We start from the raw sequence: 21790 nt of genomic DNA, 5'->3' as shown, positions 1-21790 counted from the left end.
ATTTATGGAGATAGTGCTTATACTGATTACGGTTTAGAAGATTTTGCCCTAATGAAAAAATGTGTTTTATTAAAAATTCAAAGAAAGTCAAATGCTAAACGAACAGATACAATAGAGCAAAAAAATGAAAAGTTAAAAATGAGAAAAAGAGTAGAAACAACAATAAGCGACATAAAAAAAATGTTTCCAAGAACTATACATGCAGTAACATTAGAAGGTTTTTTGATAAAACTGACATTGTTTGTATTTGGACTCCAGTTAAATAAAGCAATCAACTAGCAACTTGAATTAATTATAAAAAAAATGGCAAGCGACCTACATCGCACCGCTCAACCACGTACCCTTGCTATGTTCCCATCCTGGGGGAGTCTGCAGGAGCTGGTCGTGTAGGACTTGCCGGTGCAAATATACAATCTTTTTATATTTTTGCAAGACCTTTGTTGCTATAAAAATATCGTCGTATATTGGCTTATTCAAAATTTAAACTATGAAAAAATATAACTTCCTAACTGTCATTTTATTAGGAATCACATTAATTGGATGTGGAGATACAAAAAAAGGTGAAAATTCTTTATTTAACATCGATGATTCAGCTTTTCCGGCTCATTTTTTACCACAAGAAGCGATTTCTATCGGAATTTTAAACCCAAATTCGAAAGAAATCGACAGCGTTGCCTACTTTATAAATGACAAAAAAGTGGGAAGTACTAAAGGTGCCGAAAAATTCAAATTTGAATTAAAAAATCAAAAACTAGGATACCAATACTTAAAAGCTACTGTTTATTTTGGATCAGATTCGTCTGATGCAACTAAACGTGTTGAGCTGGTTTCAAACATTGAACCTAAATTATTAAAATATAAAGTAATTAACACTTATCCTCACGATAAAAAATCTTTTACCGAAGGATTAGAATTTCATAATGACACTCTTTATGAAAGTACGGGACAAGAAGGTGCTTCATATTTAAGAAAATACGATTATAAGACAGGAAAAATTTTCAAACAAATTGATCTTGACAAAAAATATTTTGGGGAAGGAATCACTTTTATCAATGGTAAACTTTTTCAATTAACGTGGCAAAACAAAACCGGTTTCATTTATGATGCAAAAACATTAAAACTTGAAAAAACCTTTGCTTACGATAAAGATATCGAAGGCTGGGGAATGACAAATGACGGAAAATATATTTACCAAACTGACAAAACAGAGAAAATCTGGAAAATGGATCCGGCGACTCAAAAAATGGTAGATTATATCAATGTTTATTCTGGGACTTCAAAAATTAAAGCTATTAATGAACTGGAGTGGATTAACGGAAAAATTTATACCAATGTTTGGTTTAAAGATGCAATTGCTGTTGTAAATCCTACTTCAGGAGCTGTTGAAGGAATCTTAAACATGTCTAATTTACGTAAATCTATGCCTGATGTTACCACAGAAGATGTTTTAAACGGGATTGCTTACAACCCAAAAACTAAAACCATTTTTGTAACCGGTAAAAACTGGAGCAAAATATTCGAAATAACGGTTTCAGAATAAATAAATTCCAATGTTTTATCCCGAAGCATAGGGCAATGTCATTAAGTTAAGGGAAAATCTATAAAATTACTTACCAGTTTAATCAAGAAAGTAATTAGAAAAATCCGTTTTTATCAGCGTTTTCGCTTTAGCGAATCAGTAAAATCAGCGTCTAATTTTGACGCGGATAAAACAGATTTACTTCGTAAAAACGCGGAAAAAAACGGATTTTATTTTTTAAATGCTTAACTTAATGACATTGAGCATCGGGACCAAATCCCATTTTAGAAACACGAATTTCACAAATTTCACGAATTATTCCGTGATAATTTGTGAAATTTGTGTTTTAAAATACCTTTATACCATTAAATCTATATCATGATAACTCTTATAACAAACATAAAAGAACTGCTTCAAATTCGTAAAACTTCAATTTCTAAGGTTTCAGGAACCGAAATGGCAGAACTTCCAACTATCAAAAATGCCTTTTTACTTATAAAAGAGGATCTTATTGCAGATTTTGGTTCGATGGAAAATCTTCCTGAAATCAAGGCAGACAAAATTATCGATGCAACAGGTCAAATTATCCTCCCATCTTGGTGCGACAGTCACACACATATTGTCTATGCAGGGAATCGTGAGCAGGAATTTGTGGATCGAATCAATGGGTTTTCATACGAAGAAATCGCTAATCGCGGTGGCGGAATTTTAAATTCGGCTAAAAAACTCAACGAAACTTCAGAAGAAGAAATTTATGAGCAATCAAAAATTCGCTTAGAAGAAGTTATGCATTTAGGAACCGGAGCTGTTGAAATAAAATCAGGTTACGGGCTAACAATTGAAGGCGAATTAAAAATGCTTCGCGTGATTAAAAAACTGGCAGAAAACTATCCAATCACTATAAAAGCAACTTTTTTGGGCGCACATGCTTTTCCGTTGCATTACAAAGAGAACAAAGCGGGTTATATCGATGAAATCATAACCAAGATGTTACCGGAAATTGCCAAAGACAAACTGGCTGATTTTGTTGATGTATTTTGTGAAACCGGTTATTTTTCTGTTGAAGAAACAGAGAAAATTATGGAAGCTGGAATAAAATTCGGCTTAAAGCCAAAAATCCATGTGAATCAATTTAATTCTATTGGAGGAATACAAGCAGGAATTAAATTTAACGCTCTTTCTGTCGATCATCTCGAAATTATGAACCCTGAAGATATTGAAGCCTTAAAAGACTCCGAAACAATGCCTGTAGCATTACCGTCTTGCTCTTACTTCTTAAGTATTCCATATACGCCTGCCCGTGAAATGATAAAGGCGGGTTTACCATTAGCTTTGGCTACCGATTTTAATCCCGGCTCTACTCCATCCGGAAATATGAATTTTGTAGTTGCAACAGCCTGCATCAAAATGAAAATGACGCCGGAAGAAGCCATAAATGCAGCAACCATTAATGGCGCTTATGCAATGGGAATTTCAGAAACTCACGGAAGTATTACAAGAGGTAAAAAAGCTAACTTAATTCTCACCAAAGCAATTTCATCTTATTATCAGATTCCATATGCATTTGGCAGTAATTTAATTGACAGCGTTTTTGTTGATGGCCAGATCATTTAATACAGTAATCTATTTCAACATAGCCAACGGTTCAAACCGCTGGCTATGTTTATAATATTGCATTTATTGACCCTCAAACATCTTAATGATTAAAATAAACATAAAAATCCTACATAAATTAGTTATTACTAAAATATGGAGGTATGTTTACCAATCAGATTTTTAGATATGGAAATTTTAATTCTTGCAATAAATACAGGTAAATTGGGTTTGAGACAAAATGTTTCTACTACCCATGCATGTTTATATATTAGCAAGAACATTTCAAGATTATCTTCTTTATTAAAATTAAAAATCTTCCCGAATTATTAAGCATCGCGAGTATGCTTATTAAAATCCTATTAAACTTTTTTACAATGCTTTTCCAATCTAAAATTGGATATCGGTACTCGCTATAAAGTTTTTTATTTATTACGAAATAAATTATAGGATCGGGATTAAACTTTATTTTTTAATAATTAAAACAAGAAGATCATGGCTAAGAAAGCTTCAACGACAGATTTAAAGGCAAAAAAACAAGAGAAAATTCAAAAAAAACTAGAAGAACAACAAACTAAAAAAAGAAAATAGAAACTAAATTAATGTGATTTTTAATTTAATGAAAAAGGTCTGTGAAAAACTTCACAGACCTTTAATATTTTAGTGGTATTCTACTTTTTAATAGTTCTCTTATCTCAAGTTAAAACTTGTTTTAGAAACTAATTCGTCATTATCATAAACATTGATAAAATAAGCACCTTTAACGAAATCTTTACCTGGTAAATCTTCACTAACATTAACTGTTTTATTTTCATATTTAACAGTTGTTTTGAAGCTGTAAGTTAAAGTGTTATCACCAAAACTTTCAGTTTTCTTTTCTCCTAAAACATTGTTTTTAGAGTCGATAACCTGTACATAATACGTTTTATCTCCAGATTTAGCGATTTGGTTTTCAGCAATTGTGAAACTAACTTTCAAAACATCGGCACGGCTAGCTTTATCCGTTTCGATTTGTTTTCCTGAGCTTCTCAATTTGTAAGCAGCAGTTTTTGTGTTTAAAATTGATAATTTAGCGCCTTTTTCAACTGTTTTAGCCAATTCTTCGTTTTGACCAACTAACACTTCATTGTATTTTTTAGATTCACCTAAAACCGTAATAGTACTATCTCTCTGAACTGTTAAAACACCATTTTGTTTTTTCAATTCGTCATTTTCAGCAACAAGAGTTTTCATTTTACCTTGCATAGCCTGAACTTGTGATCTGAATTTAGACACATCACCTTTTGATTTGTTCAAATCATCCATTAAGGCTACTACTTTATCTCTTTCCTGAATTAACTCATCAGACATAGAAGTGTTTTCAGCAATTGCAGCATCATAAGTTGCTTTTAATTCTTGCAAATCTTTCATAACAGATTGTTTTTCTGTCATGGTTGTTGTAAGTTCAGTTTTAACTACGTCAGTATCAGACGATAATTTAAAAATGTACACTAAGCTACCAATTAGTAGGACTGCTAAAACTGCGATTATCGCTTTTAGACTTGAGTTGTTGTTCTTTGGGTTTTCCATATTTAATAATTTTCTTTAAAAACAAATTTAAGAATTAATATATCTTAATAACGTAAGTTACCACAATTATATTATTTTTGGAAAATATTTTTTTTTAATGGAGAAATTAATTCCTTTTACTGTAAATGATTTAGCAAAAGTCACAAATCACAGAAGTGGCGAAATAAAGTTTGGAGAAAAGATGATTGTCATTCCGAAAGGAGTTGATAAAATTAGCTTTTTGAAAGATAGTGAAGCTAAATATGTGCTTTTGGGAATACCCGAAGACATTGGTGTGCGTGCGAACTTCGGCAGACCCGGAGCGGCTTCTGCGTGGGAAAGTGCCATTAAAAGCATTGCAAACATTCAACACAATCGTTTTTCAAAAGGCAGTCAGATTATTGTTTTAGGACAAATTAATGTTCTGGAAGAAATGCGCGATGTCGAAAATCTTGATTTCAATGATATTGATGACCGATCAAAACTAAGTCAGTTAGTAGAAAAAATCGACAAAGAAGTTTCTCATATTATTTTTACAATCGTAAAAGCAGGAAAAATCCCCATTATTATTGGCGGTGGTCATAATAATGCTTACGGAAATATAAAGGGTTCGGCTTTAGCCAAAGGAAAACCAATCAACGCGATTAACTTCGATGCCCATTCTGATTTTAGGATTTTAGAAGGACGTCACAGCGGAAATGGCTTTTCTTATGCGTATGAAGAAGGTTTCCTAAAGAAATATTTCATCTTTGGCCTCCATGAAAATTATACTTCAAAAAGTGTTCTTGATATCATCAAAAAACTAGAAGATCGAGTTCGCTACAATACTTATGACAGTGTTAATATTCGCAAAGAAAAAGATTTTAGCAGAGAAATGGCTTTGGCATTAGAATTTATCAGAACAGATTCTTTTGGAATTGAAATTGATTTAGATGCTATTCCAAATATTGCGAGCAGCGCCATGACAATCAGCGGATTTTCGGTTGAAGAATTAAGACAGTTTATATCCTTTTTTGGACAACATCGAAATGCTACTTATATACATATTTGCGAAGGCGCACCAGATTTGGCCGATTCTCCAAACAATAATTTAATTGGTAAATTGATTGGTTATTTAGTGACCGATTTTATTAAAGCCAACAACGAAAAAAATATAATCTAACAGAAGTCTGAACGACTGGAAATTAACCCATTTACCAAATAAAACAAGAATCAAATAAAGGATTAGCTGAATAAACCTATCTTTGCACAGAATTTTAGTACTTAAAACTAAGTTCTTAATACCTAAGATATGTTATTCGAAGATTTATCACTTTCAAAAAGTATACAAAAAGCCGTATTTGAAGAAGGCTACCTAAATCCTACTCCTATTCAGGAACAATCAATTCCGATTGTTTTAGCAGGAAGAGATTTAATTGGCTGCGCGCAAACAGGTACCGGAAAAACGGCCGCTTTTGCCATTCCCATCATACATCAATTACACCGAATTGTTGGCTCAACTAAAAAAGCCAAAGTAATTCGTGCCCTTATAGTTACACCAACACGTGAATTAGCAGTTCAAATTGGTCAAAGTTTTGACACTTATGCAAAATATACCAATTTAACACAATTGACTATATTTGGAGGTGTTTCGCAAAATCCACAAGTAGATGCCTTAAAAAATGGCGTTGACATTCTTGTAGCAACTCCGGGAAGATTACTTGATTTACAAAAACAAGGTTTTCTTGATCTGGATCATTTGCATACTTTGGTTTTGGATGAAGCAGATCAAATGCTGGACATGGGATTTATAAACGATGTAAAAAAGATCGTAAAACTAACGCCTAAAAACCGTCAGACCTTATTATTTTCAGCTACAATGCCAATTGCAATTCGCGAATTGGCCGAAATGTTTTTGCAAGATCCTGCAAAAGTTGAAGTTTCTCCAGTATCCTCAACTGCCGAAAATGTAGAACAACGAGTTTATTTTGTTGAGAAAACAGAGAAAAGAAATTTATTATACCATTTAATAAAAAACGAAGATTTATCGAATGTTTTAGTTTTTTCAAGAACTAAACATGGTGCAGATAATGTTGTAAAAGCACTTCGCAAAAAAGATATTCCGGCAGAAGCAATTCACGGAGACAAATCTCAAAATGCAAGACAACGCGTTCTGGATGCTTTCAAAAACAAAGAAGTTGGTGTTCTTGTCGCTACAGATATTGCAGCGAGAGGTATTGATATTGACCAATTGCCATATGTAATCAACTTTGATTTACCTAACATTCCGGAAACTTATGTTCATAGAATTGGACGTACAGGACGCGCTGGAAATGGAGGTGTTGCAATTTCTTTTTGCAGCAAAGACGAAGAGCCTTACTGGAAAGACATTCAAAAATTAATAAAAGTTGATGTAAAAACGATTACCGATCATCCCTATCAATGGCATTCCGGAGGTCCGGAAGCAGCGGCTGAGAAACCTAAAAACTCAAACCGAAGCGGTGGTGCTCATAAATCGAGAAAATCAAATGCATCTAAACAAAATAAAAAACGCTGGTACTAAATCCAGCGACATACTATTATAAATCAAATTTGAACACGAATTTCACCAATTTGCACAAATTTCACTAGGCTAACCTAGCTTGTGAAATTAATTTCACAAAGAATTAGTGTCAATTAGTGAAATTCGTGTGTTTTTTTACGCATACATACTGTCAATCAGCGTTTTTTGCTTCATTTATCAGGTAATTTATAATTTTAAATAATTTAACCGGTTCAAATGGTTTTATAATAATATCATTTATTCCTGACGAAATTGCTTCATCTGTTATCTCATCTTTATCAAAAGCAGTAAGAGCCACAACCGGTGTTTTTATATCTTGCAAACGAATTCTTTTAGTCGTTTCAAATCCATTCATTAATGGCATATTTATATCCATTAAAATAAGATCAAACTCTTCATTCTCTAAGATTTTAAGTGCCGCAAAACCATCATCTACAACTTTACAGATATAATTGTTTTTTTCAATAATTTTCTTTGTTACCAACTGATTAATAAGATTATCTTCGACAATTAATATCTTATAAACTTCGTTTGAAGTCAGATCAACCTCAATTTCCTCAATAATATTTTTTGTTTTCTCAGGATCATATTCAAACGGAATCATAAACGAGAATGCAGTTCCCTCGCCTATGTTACTTTCTAAACTTATTGTGCTTCCAAAAAGGCCTAATAATCGTTTTACAATACTTAATCCTAATCCGGTTCCTTGGTAATCTTCGTCTTTTCTGCCTACCTGAACAAACTTTTCGAAAATTTTACCCTGATCCACAGCCGCAATTCCAACACCATTATCTTTAATGAGGAAATCCAAAAAAAACATTTTTCCTTCTATTCTATCCAGATTTACAATAATTTCTACTTCTCCATCTTTAGTAAATTTCAAGGCATTACTAACCAAATTCATTACAATCTGAGCTAATCTCAACTTATCGCCAATTAAATATTCAGGAATATCAGAATCAATTGATACGTTTATTTTATTATTGTTTTTCTGGGACAAAAAGGAAAGTGAGTTTTTTATCATCGTAATTTCGTCTGAGATATTAAATGTCAAACTCTCGAGAACTACTTTATTTTCTTCTATTTTATTGATTTGAAGAATATCATTTACTAAAGAAAGTAAATATCTGGCCGAAAATTTCAAAGCACTTAAATGTTGGCTTTGTGACAATTCTTTATGTTCTTCAAGAAGCATATTCGTTATTCCCACCACACCATACAGCGGAGTACGCAATTCATGACTGATAGTCGAAATAAATTGAGTTTTAAGCATAGAGGCTTCTTCGGCAATTTCTTTAGCTTTTAAAAGCTCTAAATTATGTTTTTTCTTAAATCTGATGTTTTTTATCAAAGTAACGATCAACAAAAGAAGAATGAAGGAGATAACAATAAACAAAATAACAATAATCCTCGATTTTTTTAAATTTTGATATTGTGTTATTTTTTCATTTTCAATTTTATCAATTTGCCTCTTGTATTCGTCCAATTCAAGATTAAAACCGGCGATGGAAGCCTTTTTAATTTTCTCATCATTATAGATCTGCTCTGTTATCTTATTATAATTCGCCAAATTAGCATAAGCTTCCTTATATTCTCCAATTTTGGTCAAAAATTTTGAGTATTCTAAATACGCATAGGACAAATCTAACTTTTCAATGTGATTTTTGCCAAATTCTATCGCTTTAATAAAATAGTCACGCGCTTTAAGATCATCATTTTTATAACTGCAATACATACCATTTAACATATTAATAATTACAATGGTATCATCATCTCCAATTTTCTTTTGATGCTTATTCACAAAATTTAAATACGGATATCCTTTATCAAAATTGCCGATATCAAAATAGGACCAGGCAAGATTAACATTCGTGAAATATATCTGGCCGTAATCTTTGATTTTAGTGCTTAGTGCAATTGATTTTTTATAATAATTAATTCCTTGTGTATATTGTTTTTTTTGAAAACAATATACATTGCCCAGATTATTATACAGCATATTCCTGAAGCTGTCATTTTTAGCTTTATTAGCATAAAAAAGGCTTCTTTTATAAAAAAAAATTGCTTTATCATACTCTTCCAAATCGTTATAATTTGCTCCGATGATATTGTAAGAACGCGCAATGAAATAATCATTCTTAGCAATTGTGGAATAATTAAGGGCAACTCTGGAAATAATTAAGGATTTTTCGAAATTTGATTCTCTAAAATTGGAAAGTGCTTCTAATATAAGTTTATCGATCTTTTCTGTTGATAAATTATTCTGTGCCCATAAATTAAATGAAAGAAAATTCAAGAATATCAAACAGGAGAAAAAGATTCGAAATCGAAACATAATTTGGAAATATTTATTCAAATATACATTATTAAGATAAAAAACAACAGCTTGATTTTTACAAAGTTATTTTTTGTTTCATGATTTGTTGAGAATGTTTAACAAAAAATATCCACTCATCATTTACGCCTAAAACCAAAACGATCTTAAGAGTTCACACATGCAGGATATATCACGCTTTTCACAAAAAAGTCTTTATAACTTAAACTTGTTAAAAAAGCAAAAAATACTCAAAAACAAATAAAATTCTAACACTAAAATGAAATTAAATTTTATCTTTAACAAAATTTACCGACACAAGCCCCAAGTGTTTAAGAAGATTGGTGCATTAAAAACAAAAATTATGTTAGAAAACTTTTTAAAATTTACAGAAGTAGAAAAATTGACTAAAGCACAACAAAAAACGATTCAAGGTGGTGATGTTCCGCCAGATAGCGAAGAAGGAAGAAAAGGAAAAGTAGCAGCATAATTACTGCATAAGTTGGTGGTTTGAAATATTTCTCAACTGCAGACTATTATTAAAAACAAAACCGTAACGAATTAAAATTTGTTACGGTTTTTTTCTATTTGTAAGGAAGCAGTAAATTAATTCTCTTCCTCTAATTCTAAATTTGTATCCTTATTATCTTCCCATTGTCCAACAACAGAGGTTGCCAAAGCGTTTCCTAATACGTTTGTTGCACTTCTAAACATATCACAAAAGTGATCAATCGGCAAGATTAAAGCAATTCCTTCTACAGGAATTTTAAACATTCCGCATGTGGCTGCAACGATAACCAAACTTGCTCTTGGCACACCGGCAATACCTTTACTGGTTAACATTAAAACCAAAAGCATCGCCATTTGCGTTCCCAAATCTAAATGAACGCCATAAAACTGAGCGATAAAGATACTGGCAAAAGTCATGTACATCATACTTCCGTCCAGGTTAAACGAATATCCTAACGGTAACATGAATGCTACAATTTTGTTTTTAACACCAAAACTTTCTAATTCTTCTGTTAATTTAGGAAAAACGGCTTCACTACTTGTAGTTCCAAAAGCAATTGCCAACGGTCCAACGATACGTTTTAATAACTCAGTCATTCTTCCTTTCAGGAAAATATAACCTACAACAATCAAAACAACCCATAATGTACTGATTCCTATCAAAAATGATCCAAAAAATTTAAAATAGGTAATTATTAATTCCTCAGCATCTCTAATGGCAAATACTCCTGCAATAGCACCAAAAACCCCAATTGGAGCAAAGTTCATTACATAGTTTACCATTTTTAAAACGATATGCGAAGCTTTATCAAAAGCATTTATAATTGGTTTTACGGTACTTCCCAACGAGGCTGCTGCTAATCCAAAAAATATAGAAAATATTACAATTTGCAAAATTTCATTGGTTGCCATTGCTTCAAAAATACTTTTAGGAACAATATGCTCTACAAAATTTTCTACAGATAATATCTTTGTTTTGGCCGTAACTTCACTAGCTGCTGCCATATCAACGTGATCTAATTTCAAACCTACTCCGGGTTCCAAAACATTCACAAAGAATAAACCAATCAATAAGGACACAAAAGAAGCTGTAAAAAACCAGCCAAGTGCTTTTCCACCAACTCTTCCAACGGTCTTAATATCACCCAATTTTGCAATTCCTACTACTAAAGTGGTAAAAACTAAAGGAGCAATAATCATTTGCACCAATCGGATAAAAATGGTGGCGAGCATTTTTATTTTATTACTAAACGATACTGCTGCTCCCTCCGAAATTGAATTATGAATAATAATTCCCAAAGCTGCTCCAAGTACCATTGCAATTATAATTTGCCCGGTTAATCCTGAAAAAAATGATTTCTTTTTGGTTTCTGTAACTTGCATTAATTTATTGATTTAGAATTAAAATATTAAGACCCTCACTGTCTTAACTTTTATTAATATGTTTTGTTGATTAAATAAAAATCAGCCAAAACAATCGCTGCCATTGCTTCAACAATTGGCACTGCGCGAGGTACTACACACGGATCATGACGGCCTTTTCCTGTCATTGGTGTAATATTTCCTTTATTATCTAATGAATCCTGAGTTTGCATAATAGTTGCAACAGGTTTGAAGGCTACTCTAAAATAAATATCCATTCCGTTGCTGATTCCACCCTGAATTCCTCCCGAAAGATTTGTTTTTGTAGTTCCGTCAGGATTGTATAAATCGTTGTGTTCACTTCCTTTCATTTCAGATCCTGAAAATCCGCTTCCATATTCAAAACCTTTTACGGCATTTATAGAAAGCATCGCTTTTCCAAGTTCTGCGTGTAATTTATCAAAAACAGGCTCACCTAAACCAACCGGAACGTTCTGAATAACACACGAAACAACTCCACCAACAGTATCTCCTTGTTTACGGATATCACGGATATATTCTTCCATAATCACTGCCGATTTTTCATCAGGGCAACGAACAGGATTACTTTCTATTTTCGAAAAATCTAAATCCTGGTATGGCGTATCCAAATGAATTGGACCAACGGAAGAAACGTAAGCATTAATTTTAATTTCCGGCAACATTTGTTTTGCAATTGCACCAGCCACTACTCTACTTGCAGTTTCTCTTGCAGAACTTCTTCCGCCACCGCGATAATCACGAAAACCATATTTTTGGTCGTACACATAATCAGCGTGACTTGGTCTGTAATTATCTTTTATATGAGAGTAATCATCCGATTTTTGATTGGTATTCGGAATAATAAAACCAATTGGAGTTCCTGTAGTTTTACCTTCAAAAATACCGGATAAAAACTGAACTGCATCTGGTTCTTTCCTTTGCGTTACGATTGCTGATTGTCCGGGTTTTCTTCGGGACATTTCAACTTCAATTGCTTCCAGATCAAGTTCTATTCCTGATGGACATCCATCAATAATTCCGCCTAAAGCTTCACCATGAGATTCTCCAAATGTAGTCACTTTATATAGGGTGCCGTAGCTATTTCCTGCCATTGTAATTTGTTTTGAGCAAATGTAAGTTTTATGAATTAAATTAAAAAATTTAAAATTAGTATTATGAACTAAAGGTTAACGAGTTTAAAAATCACAATTTGTTAAAATTGTAGCCAAATTGATAACCTTTTGATAAAATAAATCAAGCGGGAGTTTCTTTTATTTGTTAAACTTCAAAAAACTAAAAATTGAAAAAACGAAATGTTGAATTGGTTATCCTTTCAGATGTTCATTTAGGAACTTACGGAAGTCACGCCAAAGAATTAAACAACTATCTTTCAAGCATTAAACCCAAAACATTAGTCTTAAATGGCGATATTATTGATGCTTGGCAATTTAGAAAATCCTATTTTCCAAAAGCACATTTAAGAGTCATTCAACGTGTAATTGGAATGGCATCCAAAGGTACAAAAGTGTATTATATCACTGGAAACCACGATGAAATTCTTCGAAAATTCAGCGATATGAACATGGGAAATTTTGCTTTGGTTGACAAATTAGTTTTAGAATTAGACGACAAAAAAGCCTGGATTTTTCACGGAGACGTTTTTGATGCTTCTGTTCAGCACTCTAAATGGATCGCAAAATTGGGCGGTTTGGGTTACGATTATCTAATCCTGACCAATCGTTTTGCAAATTGGTGTCTGGCTAAACTTGGCAGAGAGCCTTATTCATTTTCAAAAAAAATTAAGGCAAGCGTAAAAAAAGCTGTAAAATTTATTTCGGATTTTGAAACTACCGCTACGGATTTAGCCATAGAAAAAAAATACGATTATGTTATTTGCGGACATATTCACGAACCAAAAATCGTTACGAAAGAAAACAAATACGGATCTACTTTATATCTAAATTCCGGTGATTGGGTAGAAAATTTAACGGCTTTGGAATACCACAAAAAACGTTGGAAATTGTATTCGTACGCCGAAAGTAATTTTACCGAAGAAGAAAATCTTTTTGAAATGGAAGACATTTTAAGCTCTCAATTAATTTCTTCTATTATCCTCAATAAATAAACCATTAAACCTAAATCACTCTATTTCTTGAAGATAACAATACGTATATGAAATTTCGGAAAAAACAGAAATGTGAATTATATAACAATTTCCAATAATCTTATACGTTAGAAAATGGCAGCACACATTACATTTGAAAAAAATATAAGAACCATTTTCATGAAAAAAATCATTTTATCAGCCATTATGCTATTAGGATTAGCGTTTACGGCTCAATCACAAGAAATTTCAAAAAACGCCTTAGGAATCCGTTTAGGAGACAATAACGGTTTTGGCGGAGAAGTATCCTATCAATTAGGTTTAAACCAAAAAAACAGATTGGAATTTGATTTAGGTTGGAGAAACAGCAGCGATGTAGATGCTATTAAAGGAGTTGCCCTTTATCAATGGGTTTGGAATATTGATGGCGGCTTTAACTGGTATGCTGGTGTTGGTGGTGGAGTTGCAGCTTGGGATCACGATTACTACAATAACAATTATAAATATAATGATAGCGGAACTTATGTATTTGCTGCCGGAGACATTGGTATAGAATACAGATTTAGCGAAGCACCAATTACACTTTCACTAGATGCAAGACCAGAAATTGGTTCAGGATATTATGATGATGACAATTTTGGATTTGACGTAGGTTTAGGCGTTAAATTCAGATTCTAAAAATAAGATTAAAAGTAAAAAATAATTGTAGAAGAAAACCTGTCGCTTTAAATACGACAGGTTTTTTTTTGCTAATTATCTTAAGAGTTTAACAAGAAAAAATTATAAAAATCCGTTTTTATCAGCGTTTTCGCTTTAGCGAATCAGTAAAATCAGCGTCTAATTTTGACACGGATAAAACAGATTTACTTCGTAAAAACGCGGATAAAAACGGATTTCATCTGCAATAATTTTATTCTTTAAAAGCTTAACTTACTGACATTACCCGATCCCGAAACTTCGGGACTTTGCCGAATAAATCTCACGCAAAGTCGCAGAGTCGCAAAGAAAATGTATGTAAACTTGGCGGCTTTGCGACTTTGCGCGATTTTTTTTTTTAGTAATAATTGTCTAAAAAAAACTTTACTAGCTTTGTGGTTAAAACTATTACTTGATAATAATATCTTTTTTAGAATGTATTTTCACCACCGTATACGGATAAGTAATTACCTGCATTACCATTGCATCCGGAGCGGGATTATTTTCTTTTACAGTAATGATAATATTTTTATCTGTTTCTTCAACTTTTTCAACACCAATGGAATATCCACCGGTATTTTTCTCGCCCATATTCAGAATAATATAATTTGAATTACTAATATCAGTCTGTTTCATTTTATCGGCTAAAAGCGGATCATTTTCTAACATTTTGATTTCATTAGGTTCTGTCAAAATTTCAAAAAACTTGATATTTCCTCCGCCATCAGATTGCTCCGTCAAAACTTCGTATAAAGCTTTTGGATCTGATGTTTTTTTTGCCCCGCAGGAAACCAAAGCAAAAACTGCTAAAACCGAAATTATTTTTTTCATTGATGCTTACTTTTAAGATTGATGCTTTTCACTTTTATAATCGTCAATTGCTCTTTGGTATAAAGCTTCATACTTAGGCAGGATATTTTTGATATCAAATTTCTTTGCAACTTCTAAAGCATTTTCCTTAAACTGATTCAAAACAACGTCATCTTCAAGAATTTTAATTGCATTTGCTGCCATTCCCTCAACATCTCCAACATTGCTTAAATAACCCGAAATTCCATCAAAATTCACCTCAGGCAAACCACCGGAATTACTCGAAATTACCGGAACTCCACAAGCCATTGCTTCTAAAGCCGCTAATCCAAAACTTTCTGTTTCTGAAGGAAGTAAGAACAAATCCGTCAAGCATAAAATCTTATCAATTTCATTACTGTTTCCAAAGAAAATTACTTTGTCATAAATCCCCAATTCCATACAAAGAACCTCTGCTTTTTCTTTTTCAGGACCATCACCAACCATCATTAATTTGGCAGGCATAACTTTCTGAATATTATAGAAAATCTTAATAATATCCGGAATACGTTTTACTTTTCTAAAATTACTGATGTGCGTAATAATGCGTTCGTTTTCCTTTGCCATCACATAACGGTGACAAGGCTGTTGCGGATCTTTTCTGACTTTATCCAATTCAATAAAGTTCGGAATTACTCTGATCTTGTTCTTGATTTTAAACAATTTCAACGTATCATCTTTCAGACTTTGTGAAACCGAAGTTACATAATCTGATTTATTGATACTAAAAGTTACTGCAGGTTTATAAAACGGATGGTTCCCTACCAGCGTAATATCTGTTCCGTGAAGCGTTGTAATCATCGGAAGATTAATTCCTTCATTTTTCAGCATTTGTTTTGCCATATAACCCGCATACGCGTGAGGAATAGCATAATGCACGTGAAGCACTTCGATTTTATATAATTTCACCATATCAACCAATTTGCTTGACAAAGCCAATTCATAAGGTTGATAATGGAAAAGTGGATATTCAGGAACGTTTACTTCGTGATAATGAACATTAGGATTCAAAAGTGCCAACCTAACCGGCTGACTATAAGTAATAAAGTGGATTTCGTGTCCGCGTCTGGCTAATTCAAGGCCTAATTCTGTAGCAACTACGCCACTACCACCAAATGTTGGATAACAAACTATAGCTATTTTCATGTATTAAATTTAATTCTACGAAAGTACTCAAAAATCACGTTTAATTGAAGTTTTCGATTGTTAGATTTTTGTGAATATTAGTTCTCAGATTATTAGTTTGTTAGAGTTTAAATCAATATCGTTTGACAATTTATGTCATCCCGAGCGAAGTCAACCCCTAAACTTTGACACGAAATAAAGATTTTAACTCCTAACATTTAACAATTTACAATTCACAACTAACAATTATATTCAGGAGCAGAAAATACATTTCTAAAAGAACCTTCTGTCCCGCTGTCCACTATATCTTTTCCCGGCTAAAGGAGCCGGAAAAAGGATATCGTTCCCATCGGGGCTAAATTAGAACTTTAGTTTTCATAAGAACTTTTTCCTAAACGTTCCGTGTCGTAATCTATCTTTGGCAAAGTTTTAAACCAAGAGTGTAAGGAACTTTTGTAAAAGCTAATGTTCAAACTTGGTTTGCGCATTTTTGTTCATTTTGACCGAAGTTACTTTATGTGATTTACTTCGTCAGTTCGCTATCGCTCGGGTCTCCATTCGGTCAAATGACAAGATGGTATTTAAACTTTGCGAAGATGGATTGAAATCCATCCCTACAATATGTTTTGTTCCTTCGGAACTGCTTTAAAATTCCTTCGGAATATATTTATTTTGTAGCAATGCCCCAAGGCTTCGGGATTAATTCACTGAAACTTTCCAGCAAATATTTAATTTCTAAAATATATCTCGGAGAGATTATGCTTATTATTGCAAAGAATGCATTAAATCCGTCGAAACGGCAAAAACTAGTTTTATACCATCGAAATCGGAATGATAAAAAACGAACAAACCAAGTTTGAACATAAGCTTTTCCAAAGTTCCTTACACCCCCTGATTTTAAACTTTGACAAAGATTTCCACAATCTTATAATTCGCAGGAATAACAAACTTTGGCAAAAACTTGAAACAAAACTAAACCTCTCCAAAACAAAAAAAGGCACAAAATCTAAATTTTGTGCCTTTTCATTTTATTATAAGTATTTCTTAAAAAAATCTGCTATGCCAGCTATCGGCAGCAGGAACTTCCCAAGATTCATTGTATTCTTCGATATTGTTTACAAGATTATTAAAAACAATCGTATTCTCAGATACAGATTTATCTTTAACCATTTTCTTGAAATCAATTAGAGGTTTATGTGCGATATGTTCGCCTAGTTTAAAAGTCACGTTCATTTTATCTAACAAATCAACGTTATACTTTTTCTCCAAACTCTGAATAAATTCTACAGAACTATCGATAGAACATCCTGTAGCTGCTTGTACATCTTGATTTACAGCCAAAATAATGAATCGGTTGTATTTTAGTTCGTACGAAGCTTCAAGGCTTGTTCCGTGTGCTGCCCAGCCTTCAACGAAAGCTTTCAGGTCAGTTTCTATTTCAGAAAATTCTTCCTCAGAAAATTTTCTGTTTGATTGATAAATCCAAATTTTGGACTCACCAGGTAAATCTTCAAAAGGTATATACATTTTTTAATTTTAGATTTTAGATTATTGGATTTTAGATTTGAAAAGTTTCAAGTTTCAACCTTTGTCCCTGTGTCCCGAAGCCTCGGGATTGCCACTTTGAACCTTAAATATTTACTGTTTCTCTATTTTGGTAAGAATTTTAAAATATCTGAATTCTTTGGCTTTTGAATCAAATAACTCAATTTCAGTATAACTTACTTTAAGGTTATCTTTTTTCTTAATTTCATTATTTGTCAGTAAAGAAGCGGTATCAAAAGAATCTAACAAAAGGAAATTATAATTTCTACCCGTTTTATCTTTTAATTGTAAAGTCACAAATTGTTCCCATTTAATATCAATTACTTCCCCAGACAGAGAAGGATCTTCCTTCTGAACTTCTTCCTTATCTTCATTTATCGCACTTCTTCCCAGTTCCATAATCATATCAGGGCAAATTTGCAGCATTTTTATAGCAACCTTTTCTCCTAACTTACCCATCCCATCTTTATCAGTAAAATCTACTTTTTCAGCAGGTTTAAATTCCGACTTATGATCTGTATAACTTTTAATTATGCATACTCCTACTTCAGTTTTAAAATCTGCAGAAGATAAATTAGGTTCTTTGGCTTTTTTAATTTCTAAGCATTGACACGTTTCTTTTGCAATAACTTCTAAAACATCTTGAGAATAAGATACAGCACCACAAAGCAAAACAATTAATAAAAATATTTTCTTCATCTTACAAATCCTGCGCATTCGCTATTAACTCAGCAATATCCATCACCTTAACTTGTCCTTCTTTTTCCTTATGTTTAATACCATCTGTCAACATCGTATTACAGAACGGACAACCGGCTGCGATAATATCCGGCTGAACTTCAAGAGCATCTTCTGTACGCAATACGTTTACTTCTTTGTTTCCCGGTTCAGCATCTTTAAACATTTGCGCTCCACCTGCTCCACAACATAAACCATTTGCTTTAGATCGTTTCATTTCGACTAATTCAACGTCTAATTTCTGAATCAAATCTCTTGGGGCTTCATATACTTTATTTGCTCTTCCTAAATAACAAGGATCGTGAAAAGTAATTTTCTTTCCTTTAAACTGACCGCCTTCAACAGTCAATCTTCCATCATCTATTAAGGACTTCAAAAACTCAGTATGATGAATTACCTCATAATGACCTCCTAATTCAGGGTATTCGTTTTTTAAAGTATTAAAACAATGCGGACAAGCCGTTACAATTTTTTTAGCTTCATATGCATTCAAAACCTCGATATTCATCATGGCCTGCATTTGAAACAAAAATTCATTTCCGGCACGTTTTGCAGGATCTCCGGTACAACTCTCTTCTGTACCTAACACTGCAAATGAAACATTGGTACGATTTAAGATTCGCACAAATGCTTTTGTAATTTTTTTTGCTCTATCATCAAAACTTCCCGCGCAACCTACCCAAAATAAAACTTCCGGTTGTATTCCCTGGGCTAGCATTTCAGCCATTGTTGGCACTACTAAACTTTCTGACATCTTTTTTTGTTGTTAAATCGGTTAATTGTTAATTTGGTTAATCGCTCTCTTGAAATAACCCTTTCGCTAACATTAAAACCTAATATTGTTCAATCGGTTAATTGTTAATTTGCTTAATCGGTATCGAAACACCTAAATAGCACCATTAATTAAAAACCGAACTTTATTTTTTTATCCAATCGATTAAACAGTTAAACAAATAATCAATTAAACTATTTTAATTTTCGTTTTTCCAGTTCAATCTATCTTGTTGGTTGTATTGCCACGGTGCTCCATTATTCTCAATATTTGTCATCATAGCATTCAATGACATTGGAGCAGCACTTTGTTCCATAACTAAATAACGACGCATATCCATAATAATAGATAACGGGCTGATATTTACCGGACATTCTTCTACACAAGCGTTACATGAAGTACATGCCCACAACTCTTCGGGAGTAATATAATCGTTTAATAATGTTTTATTATCGGGAACAAAAACACCTTTGTTTGCATCAATATTTTTTCCAACTTCCTGCAAACGGTCTCTTGTATCCATCATAATTTTACGAGGAGACAATTTTTTACCGGTTTGATTTGCCGGACAAGATGATGTACAACGACCACATTCTGTACAAGTGTAAGCGTTTAACAATTGTACCCAATTTAAATCCTGAACATCACTTGCTCCAAATTTACCTGGAACAGCATTTTCATCTACCGGAGCAGCCGCAAACGGATCAGCATTTGGATCCATCATTAACTTAACTTCTTTTGTAACAGACGCTAAATTATCAAACTGCCCTTCCGGATTTAAGTTTGCAAAATAGGTATTAGGGAACGCTAAAAGTATATGCAAGTGTTTTGAGAAGTATAAATAGTTCATAAAAACTAAAATACCTGCGATATGCAACCACCAAAACACTTCAAACAACAGTCCAACCAACTCGTTTGACATTCCGTTGAATATTGGCGCAATAAATTGGCTTACAGGAAAACTTCCTGCTTTGTAAAAATGCGAAAATCCTCCGGAAACATTTTGTAAATGCAAATCAGATGCATTCATCAACAGAAACAATGTCATTAAAACCATCTCAAAATACAAGATGTAATTGGCATCACTTTTAGGAAAACCATTTAAATCAGGATTAATGAAACGTTTTAATCTTATGATATTTCTTCTAATCCAAAAGGTAATAACAGCTACCAGAACTAAAAGTGCTAAGATTTCGAAAGACGCGATCAAAACATCATAAACCACACCTAAATAAGGTGCGAAAATTCTATGAGTCCCGAATAAACCATCGATTATGATTTCGACTAATTCAATATTAATAATTATAAAACCAACATACACAAAAATATGAAGTATTCCAGCTACAGGGCGTCTCACCATTTTTGATTGCCCAAGAGCAATAAATGCCATGTTTTTCCAACGTGCTTTAGAATTATCTTTTCGATTTACATCTACTCCCAAATTAATGTTTCGGATGATTTTTTTTACGCTCGATGCAAAAAAACCGAAGCCAACAATTAAAAGTATAGCGAACAAAACATTATCTAAATAACTCATTCTAATTAATTTTTAGTAGTTGTGTTAGCGTCTTCTGTTGGTGCCACATATGGTTTGTTTTTCTTTCCAAAAAGAGAAACATTTACATATCGTGTTGGGTAAAGACGAACGTCTTGTAACAACAACTCTAACTCTTTTGAAGTTTTAGACAAGTTATTATATAAAGCATCATCACTTAATAATTTACCGGCAGTACCTTTTCCTGAGTTTAAGTTACTCATCAAATTATCCACTTTTGCCAAAGTCTGGTTTAGGTTTCTAACTGTTTTTCCTAAATCAGCTTTATTCAAAGAATCCGATATCTTATTAAAGTTACTTGACATTTTATTAAAGTTGGTTACAACTCCATTAATTTGTCCTTTATTAGTATCTAAAATAGAATTAAGACTTCCTGACGCTCTGTGAAATTGCTCCATTGTCTGACTCAATTCTGCCAATGATTTCTTTAAATTTTCCTGTCCTTTTTTGTCTAAGACATTGTTTAATCCTGAAACCAATGTATTAATATTGGCAAGCATTAAATCTAATTTTTGCTGAATTGGCTCAATTTTACCTCCCAAAGACTCTGTTAATCCCAACTCAACTGCCGGTATTAACGTTTGTCCATCTTCAACTAGTTCTTTGTCTGCAAGATTAGGAATAATCTTGATTTGTTTCCCTCCAATTAAACTTGGAGAATACAAAGCTGCCTGGCTTGATTTTGAGATTGGAAAATCTGTTTTTAGCTGAAGCTCAACCAATAATTTACCAGTTACTTCATTAATTGTGATCTTACTTACTTTACCAATTGTAAGTCCGTTTATGGTAACGGGTGCTGATGCTGACAAATCCTCCACATTATTATATTCTACATATAATGTTTTGTAATTTGTAAAAAGGTCTTTGCCTTTTAAAAAACTATAGCCCCAAATAAATAATAAAATTGACGCGATGACTAAAATAGCCGTTTTAATTTCTCTTGTTAGTTTCAAAATTCTAAGTGTTTCTACAAAATTAATATAAATATTCGAACTAA

General features: G+C 32.8%; 18 protein-coding genes, 1 other RNA gene and 1 pseudogene. 8 read left to right on the top strand and 12 right to left on the bottom strand.

The genetic code is table 11. The features are described 5' to 3' along the window. A pseudogene (locus tag EAH81_RS24355) lies at positions 1-279 on the top strand (IS982 family transposase); the annotation flags it as partial. 22 nt (positions 280-301) lie between these two features. Here EAH81_RS24355 and ffs read toward each other — a convergent pair. Then, an RNA gene (gene ffs, locus EAH81_RS24350) (signal recognition particle sRNA small type) lies at positions 302-399 on the bottom strand. Between the two features lie 88 nt (positions 400-487). On the opposite strand from ffs, the gene EAH81_RS24345 reads away from it, so the two are divergent. Both EAH81_RS24345 and hutI read left to right on the top strand, forming a co-directional pair. Beyond that, a complete protein-coding gene (locus EAH81_RS24345) occupies positions 488-1540 on the top strand; it encodes a glutaminyl-peptide cyclotransferase (protein ID WP_140511605.1) in 1053 nt (350 codons plus the stop codon). 357 nt (positions 1541-1897) lie between these two features. Continuing rightward, positions 1898-3133 (top strand): imidazolonepropionase, encoded by a 1236-nt coding sequence (hutI, locus tag EAH81_RS24340; protein ID WP_140511604.1) that lies wholly within the window; start codon positions 1898-1900, stop codon positions 3131-3133. A 669-nt stretch (positions 3134-3802) separates the two neighbouring features. On the opposite strand, the gene EAH81_RS24335 is transcribed toward hutI, so the two are convergent. Next, entirely contained in the window at positions 3803-4681 is an 879-nt protein-coding gene (locus EAH81_RS24335; RefSeq protein WP_140511603.1) for a hypothetical protein, read from the bottom strand. A gap of 97 nt (positions 4682-4778) precedes the next feature. Here EAH81_RS24335 and EAH81_RS24330 point away from each other — a divergent pair, with 97 nt between their 5' ends. Continuing rightward, on the top strand, positions 4779-5822 hold the full coding sequence (locus tag EAH81_RS24330) for a formimidoylglutamase (RefSeq protein WP_140511602.1): 1044 nt from the start codon (positions 4779-4781) through the stop codon (positions 5820-5822). 129 nt (positions 5823-5951) lie between these two features. Then, positions 5952-7202: a DEAD/DEAH box helicase gene (locus tag EAH81_RS24325; protein ID WP_140511601.1), complete on the top strand. Its 1251-nt coding sequence runs from the start codon at positions 5952-5954 to the stop codon at positions 7200-7202. 151 nt (positions 7203-7353) lie between these two features. Here the strand turns inward: EAH81_RS24325 and EAH81_RS24320 are convergent, their stop codons facing one another. Beyond that, positions 7354-9498: a response regulator gene (locus EAH81_RS24320; RefSeq protein WP_241676650.1), complete on the bottom strand. Its 2145-nt coding sequence runs from the start codon at positions 9496-9498 to the stop codon at positions 7354-7356. A gap of 382 nt (positions 9499-9880) precedes the next feature. Between EAH81_RS24320 and EAH81_RS28045 the strand changes: the two genes are divergently transcribed. Beyond that, a complete protein-coding gene (locus tag EAH81_RS28045; protein ID WP_262711780.1) occupies positions 9881-10006 on the top strand; it encodes a hypothetical protein in 126 nt (41 codons plus the stop codon). A gap of 116 nt (positions 10007-10122) precedes the next feature. Here EAH81_RS28045 and EAH81_RS24315 read toward each other — a convergent pair whose 3' ends face one another. Together EAH81_RS24315 and aroC are read right to left on the bottom strand one after the other, a co-directional pair. After that, a complete protein-coding gene (locus tag EAH81_RS24315) occupies positions 10123-11409 on the bottom strand; it encodes a dicarboxylate/amino acid:cation symporter (protein WP_140511599.1) in 1287 nt (428 codons plus the stop codon). Between the two features lie 53 nt (positions 11410-11462). After that, positions 11463-12521 carry a chorismate synthase gene (gene aroC / locus EAH81_RS24310; protein ID WP_068842689.1) on the bottom strand — a complete coding sequence of 353 codons (1059 nt, stop codon included), beginning with the start codon at positions 12519-12521 and terminating at the stop codon, positions 11463-11465. 188 nt (positions 12522-12709) lie between these two features. Here aroC and EAH81_RS24305 point away from each other — a divergent pair, with 188 nt between their 5' ends. Continuing rightward, positions 12710-13534: a UDP-2,3-diacylglucosamine diphosphatase gene (locus EAH81_RS24305; protein WP_140511598.1), complete on the top strand. Its 825-nt coding sequence runs from the start codon at positions 12710-12712 to the stop codon at positions 13532-13534. Positions 13535-13693: 159 nt separating this feature from the next. Continuing rightward, positions 13694-14191, top strand: coding sequence for a hypothetical protein (locus tag EAH81_RS24300; protein WP_140511597.1), 498 nt, complete (start codon positions 13694-13696; stop codon positions 14189-14191). Positions 14192-14617: 426 nt separating this feature from the next. On the opposite strand, the gene EAH81_RS24295 is transcribed toward EAH81_RS24300, so the two are convergent. From EAH81_RS24295 to EAH81_RS24265, 7 genes are all read right to left on the bottom strand, one after another. After that, positions 14618-15040, bottom strand: coding sequence for a protease complex subunit PrcB family protein (locus tag EAH81_RS24295; RefSeq protein ID WP_140511596.1), 423 nt, complete (start codon positions 15038-15040; stop codon positions 14618-14620). A 12-nt stretch (positions 15041-15052) separates the two neighbouring features. Further along, complete coding sequence (gene bshA / locus EAH81_RS24290) at positions 15053-16204, bottom strand: N-acetyl-alpha-D-glucosaminyl L-malate synthase BshA (RefSeq protein ID WP_140511595.1); 1152 nt, start codon at positions 16202-16204, stop codon at positions 15053-15055. A 1023-nt stretch (positions 16205-17227) separates the two neighbouring features. After that, a complete protein-coding gene (locus tag EAH81_RS24285; RefSeq protein ID WP_083692817.1) occupies positions 17228-17710 on the bottom strand; it encodes an ABC transporter ATPase in 483 nt (160 codons plus the stop codon). 111 nt (positions 17711-17821) lie between these two features. Continuing rightward, positions 17822-18427, bottom strand: coding sequence for a hypothetical protein (locus tag EAH81_RS24280; RefSeq protein WP_140511594.1), 606 nt, complete (start codon positions 18425-18427; stop codon positions 17822-17824). A 1-nt stretch (position 18428) separates the two neighbouring features. Then, positions 18429-19220 (bottom strand): (Fe-S)-binding protein, encoded by a 792-nt coding sequence (locus EAH81_RS24275; protein ID WP_140511593.1) that lies wholly within the window; start codon positions 19218-19220, stop codon positions 18429-18431. Between the two features lie 217 nt (positions 19221-19437). After that, complete coding sequence (locus tag EAH81_RS24270) at positions 19438-20775, bottom strand: (Fe-S)-binding protein (protein ID WP_140511592.1); 1338 nt, start codon at positions 20773-20775, stop codon at positions 19438-19440. Positions 20776-20780: 5 nt separating this feature from the next. Next, the gene (locus EAH81_RS24265) at positions 20781-21746 is read right to left on the bottom strand and encodes an MlaD family protein (protein WP_140511591.1); all 966 of its coding nucleotides are present in this window, start codon (positions 21744-21746) and stop codon (positions 20781-20783) included. Between the last annotated feature and the right edge of the window lie 44 nt (positions 21747-21790).

The sequence above is a fragment of the Flavobacterium pectinovorum genome, assembly GCF_006438875.1.
Taxonomy (GTDB): domain Bacteria; phylum Bacteroidota; class Bacteroidia; order Flavobacteriales; family Flavobacteriaceae; genus Flavobacterium; species Flavobacterium pectinovorum_A.
This window is presented reverse-complemented; position numbering and strand designations above follow the sequence as displayed.

Excerpts from the sequence above, each read along its gene's own strand:
- EAH81_RS24345 (WP_140511605.1), top strand. The coding sequence starts at position 488 with ATGAAAAAATATAACTTCCTAACTGTCATTTTATTAGGAATCACATTA.
- hutI (WP_140511604.1), top strand. The coding sequence starts at position 1,898 with ATGATAACTCTTATAACAAACATAAAAGAACTGCTTCAAATTCGTAAA.
- EAH81_RS24335 (WP_140511603.1), bottom strand. The coding sequence starts at position 4,681 with ATGGAAAACCCAAAGAACAACAACTCAAGTCTAAAAGCGATAATCGCA.
- EAH81_RS24330 (WP_140511602.1), top strand. The coding sequence starts at position 4,779 with ATGGAGAAATTAATTCCTTTTACTGTAAATGATTTAGCAAAAGTCACA.
- EAH81_RS24325 (WP_140511601.1), top strand. The coding sequence starts at position 5,952 with ATGTTATTCGAAGATTTATCACTTTCAAAAAGTATACAAAAAGCCGTA.
- EAH81_RS28045 (WP_262711780.1), top strand. The coding sequence starts at position 9,881 with ATGTTAGAAAACTTTTTAAAATTTACAGAAGTAGAAAAATTGACTAAA.
- EAH81_RS24315 (WP_140511599.1), bottom strand. The coding sequence starts at position 11,409 with ATGCAAGTTACAGAAACCAAAAAGAAATCATTTTTTTCAGGATTAACC.
- aroC (WP_068842689.1), bottom strand. The coding sequence starts at position 12,521 with ATGGCAGGAAATAGCTACGGCACCCTATATAAAGTGACTACATTTGGA.
- EAH81_RS24300 (WP_140511597.1), top strand. The coding sequence starts at position 13,694 with ATGAAAAAAATCATTTTATCAGCCATTATGCTATTAGGATTAGCGTTT.
- EAH81_RS24295 (WP_140511596.1), bottom strand. The coding sequence starts at position 15,040 with ATGAAAAAAATAATTTCGGTTTTAGCAGTTTTTGCTTTGGTTTCCTGC.
- bshA (WP_140511595.1), bottom strand. The coding sequence starts at position 16,204 with ATGAAAATAGCTATAGTTTGTTATCCAACATTTGGTGGTAGTGGCGTA.
- EAH81_RS24285 (WP_083692817.1), bottom strand. The coding sequence starts at position 17,710 with ATGTATATACCTTTTGAAGATTTACCTGGTGAGTCCAAAATTTGGATT.
- EAH81_RS24280 (WP_140511594.1), bottom strand. The coding sequence starts at position 18,427 with ATGAAGAAAATATTTTTATTAATTGTTTTGCTTTGTGGTGCTGTATCT.
- EAH81_RS24275 (WP_140511593.1), bottom strand. The coding sequence starts at position 19,220 with ATGTCAGAAAGTTTAGTAGTGCCAACAATGGCTGAAATGCTAGCCCAG.
- EAH81_RS24270 (WP_140511592.1), bottom strand. The coding sequence starts at position 20,775 with ATGAGTTATTTAGATAATGTTTTGTTCGCTATACTTTTAATTGTTGGC.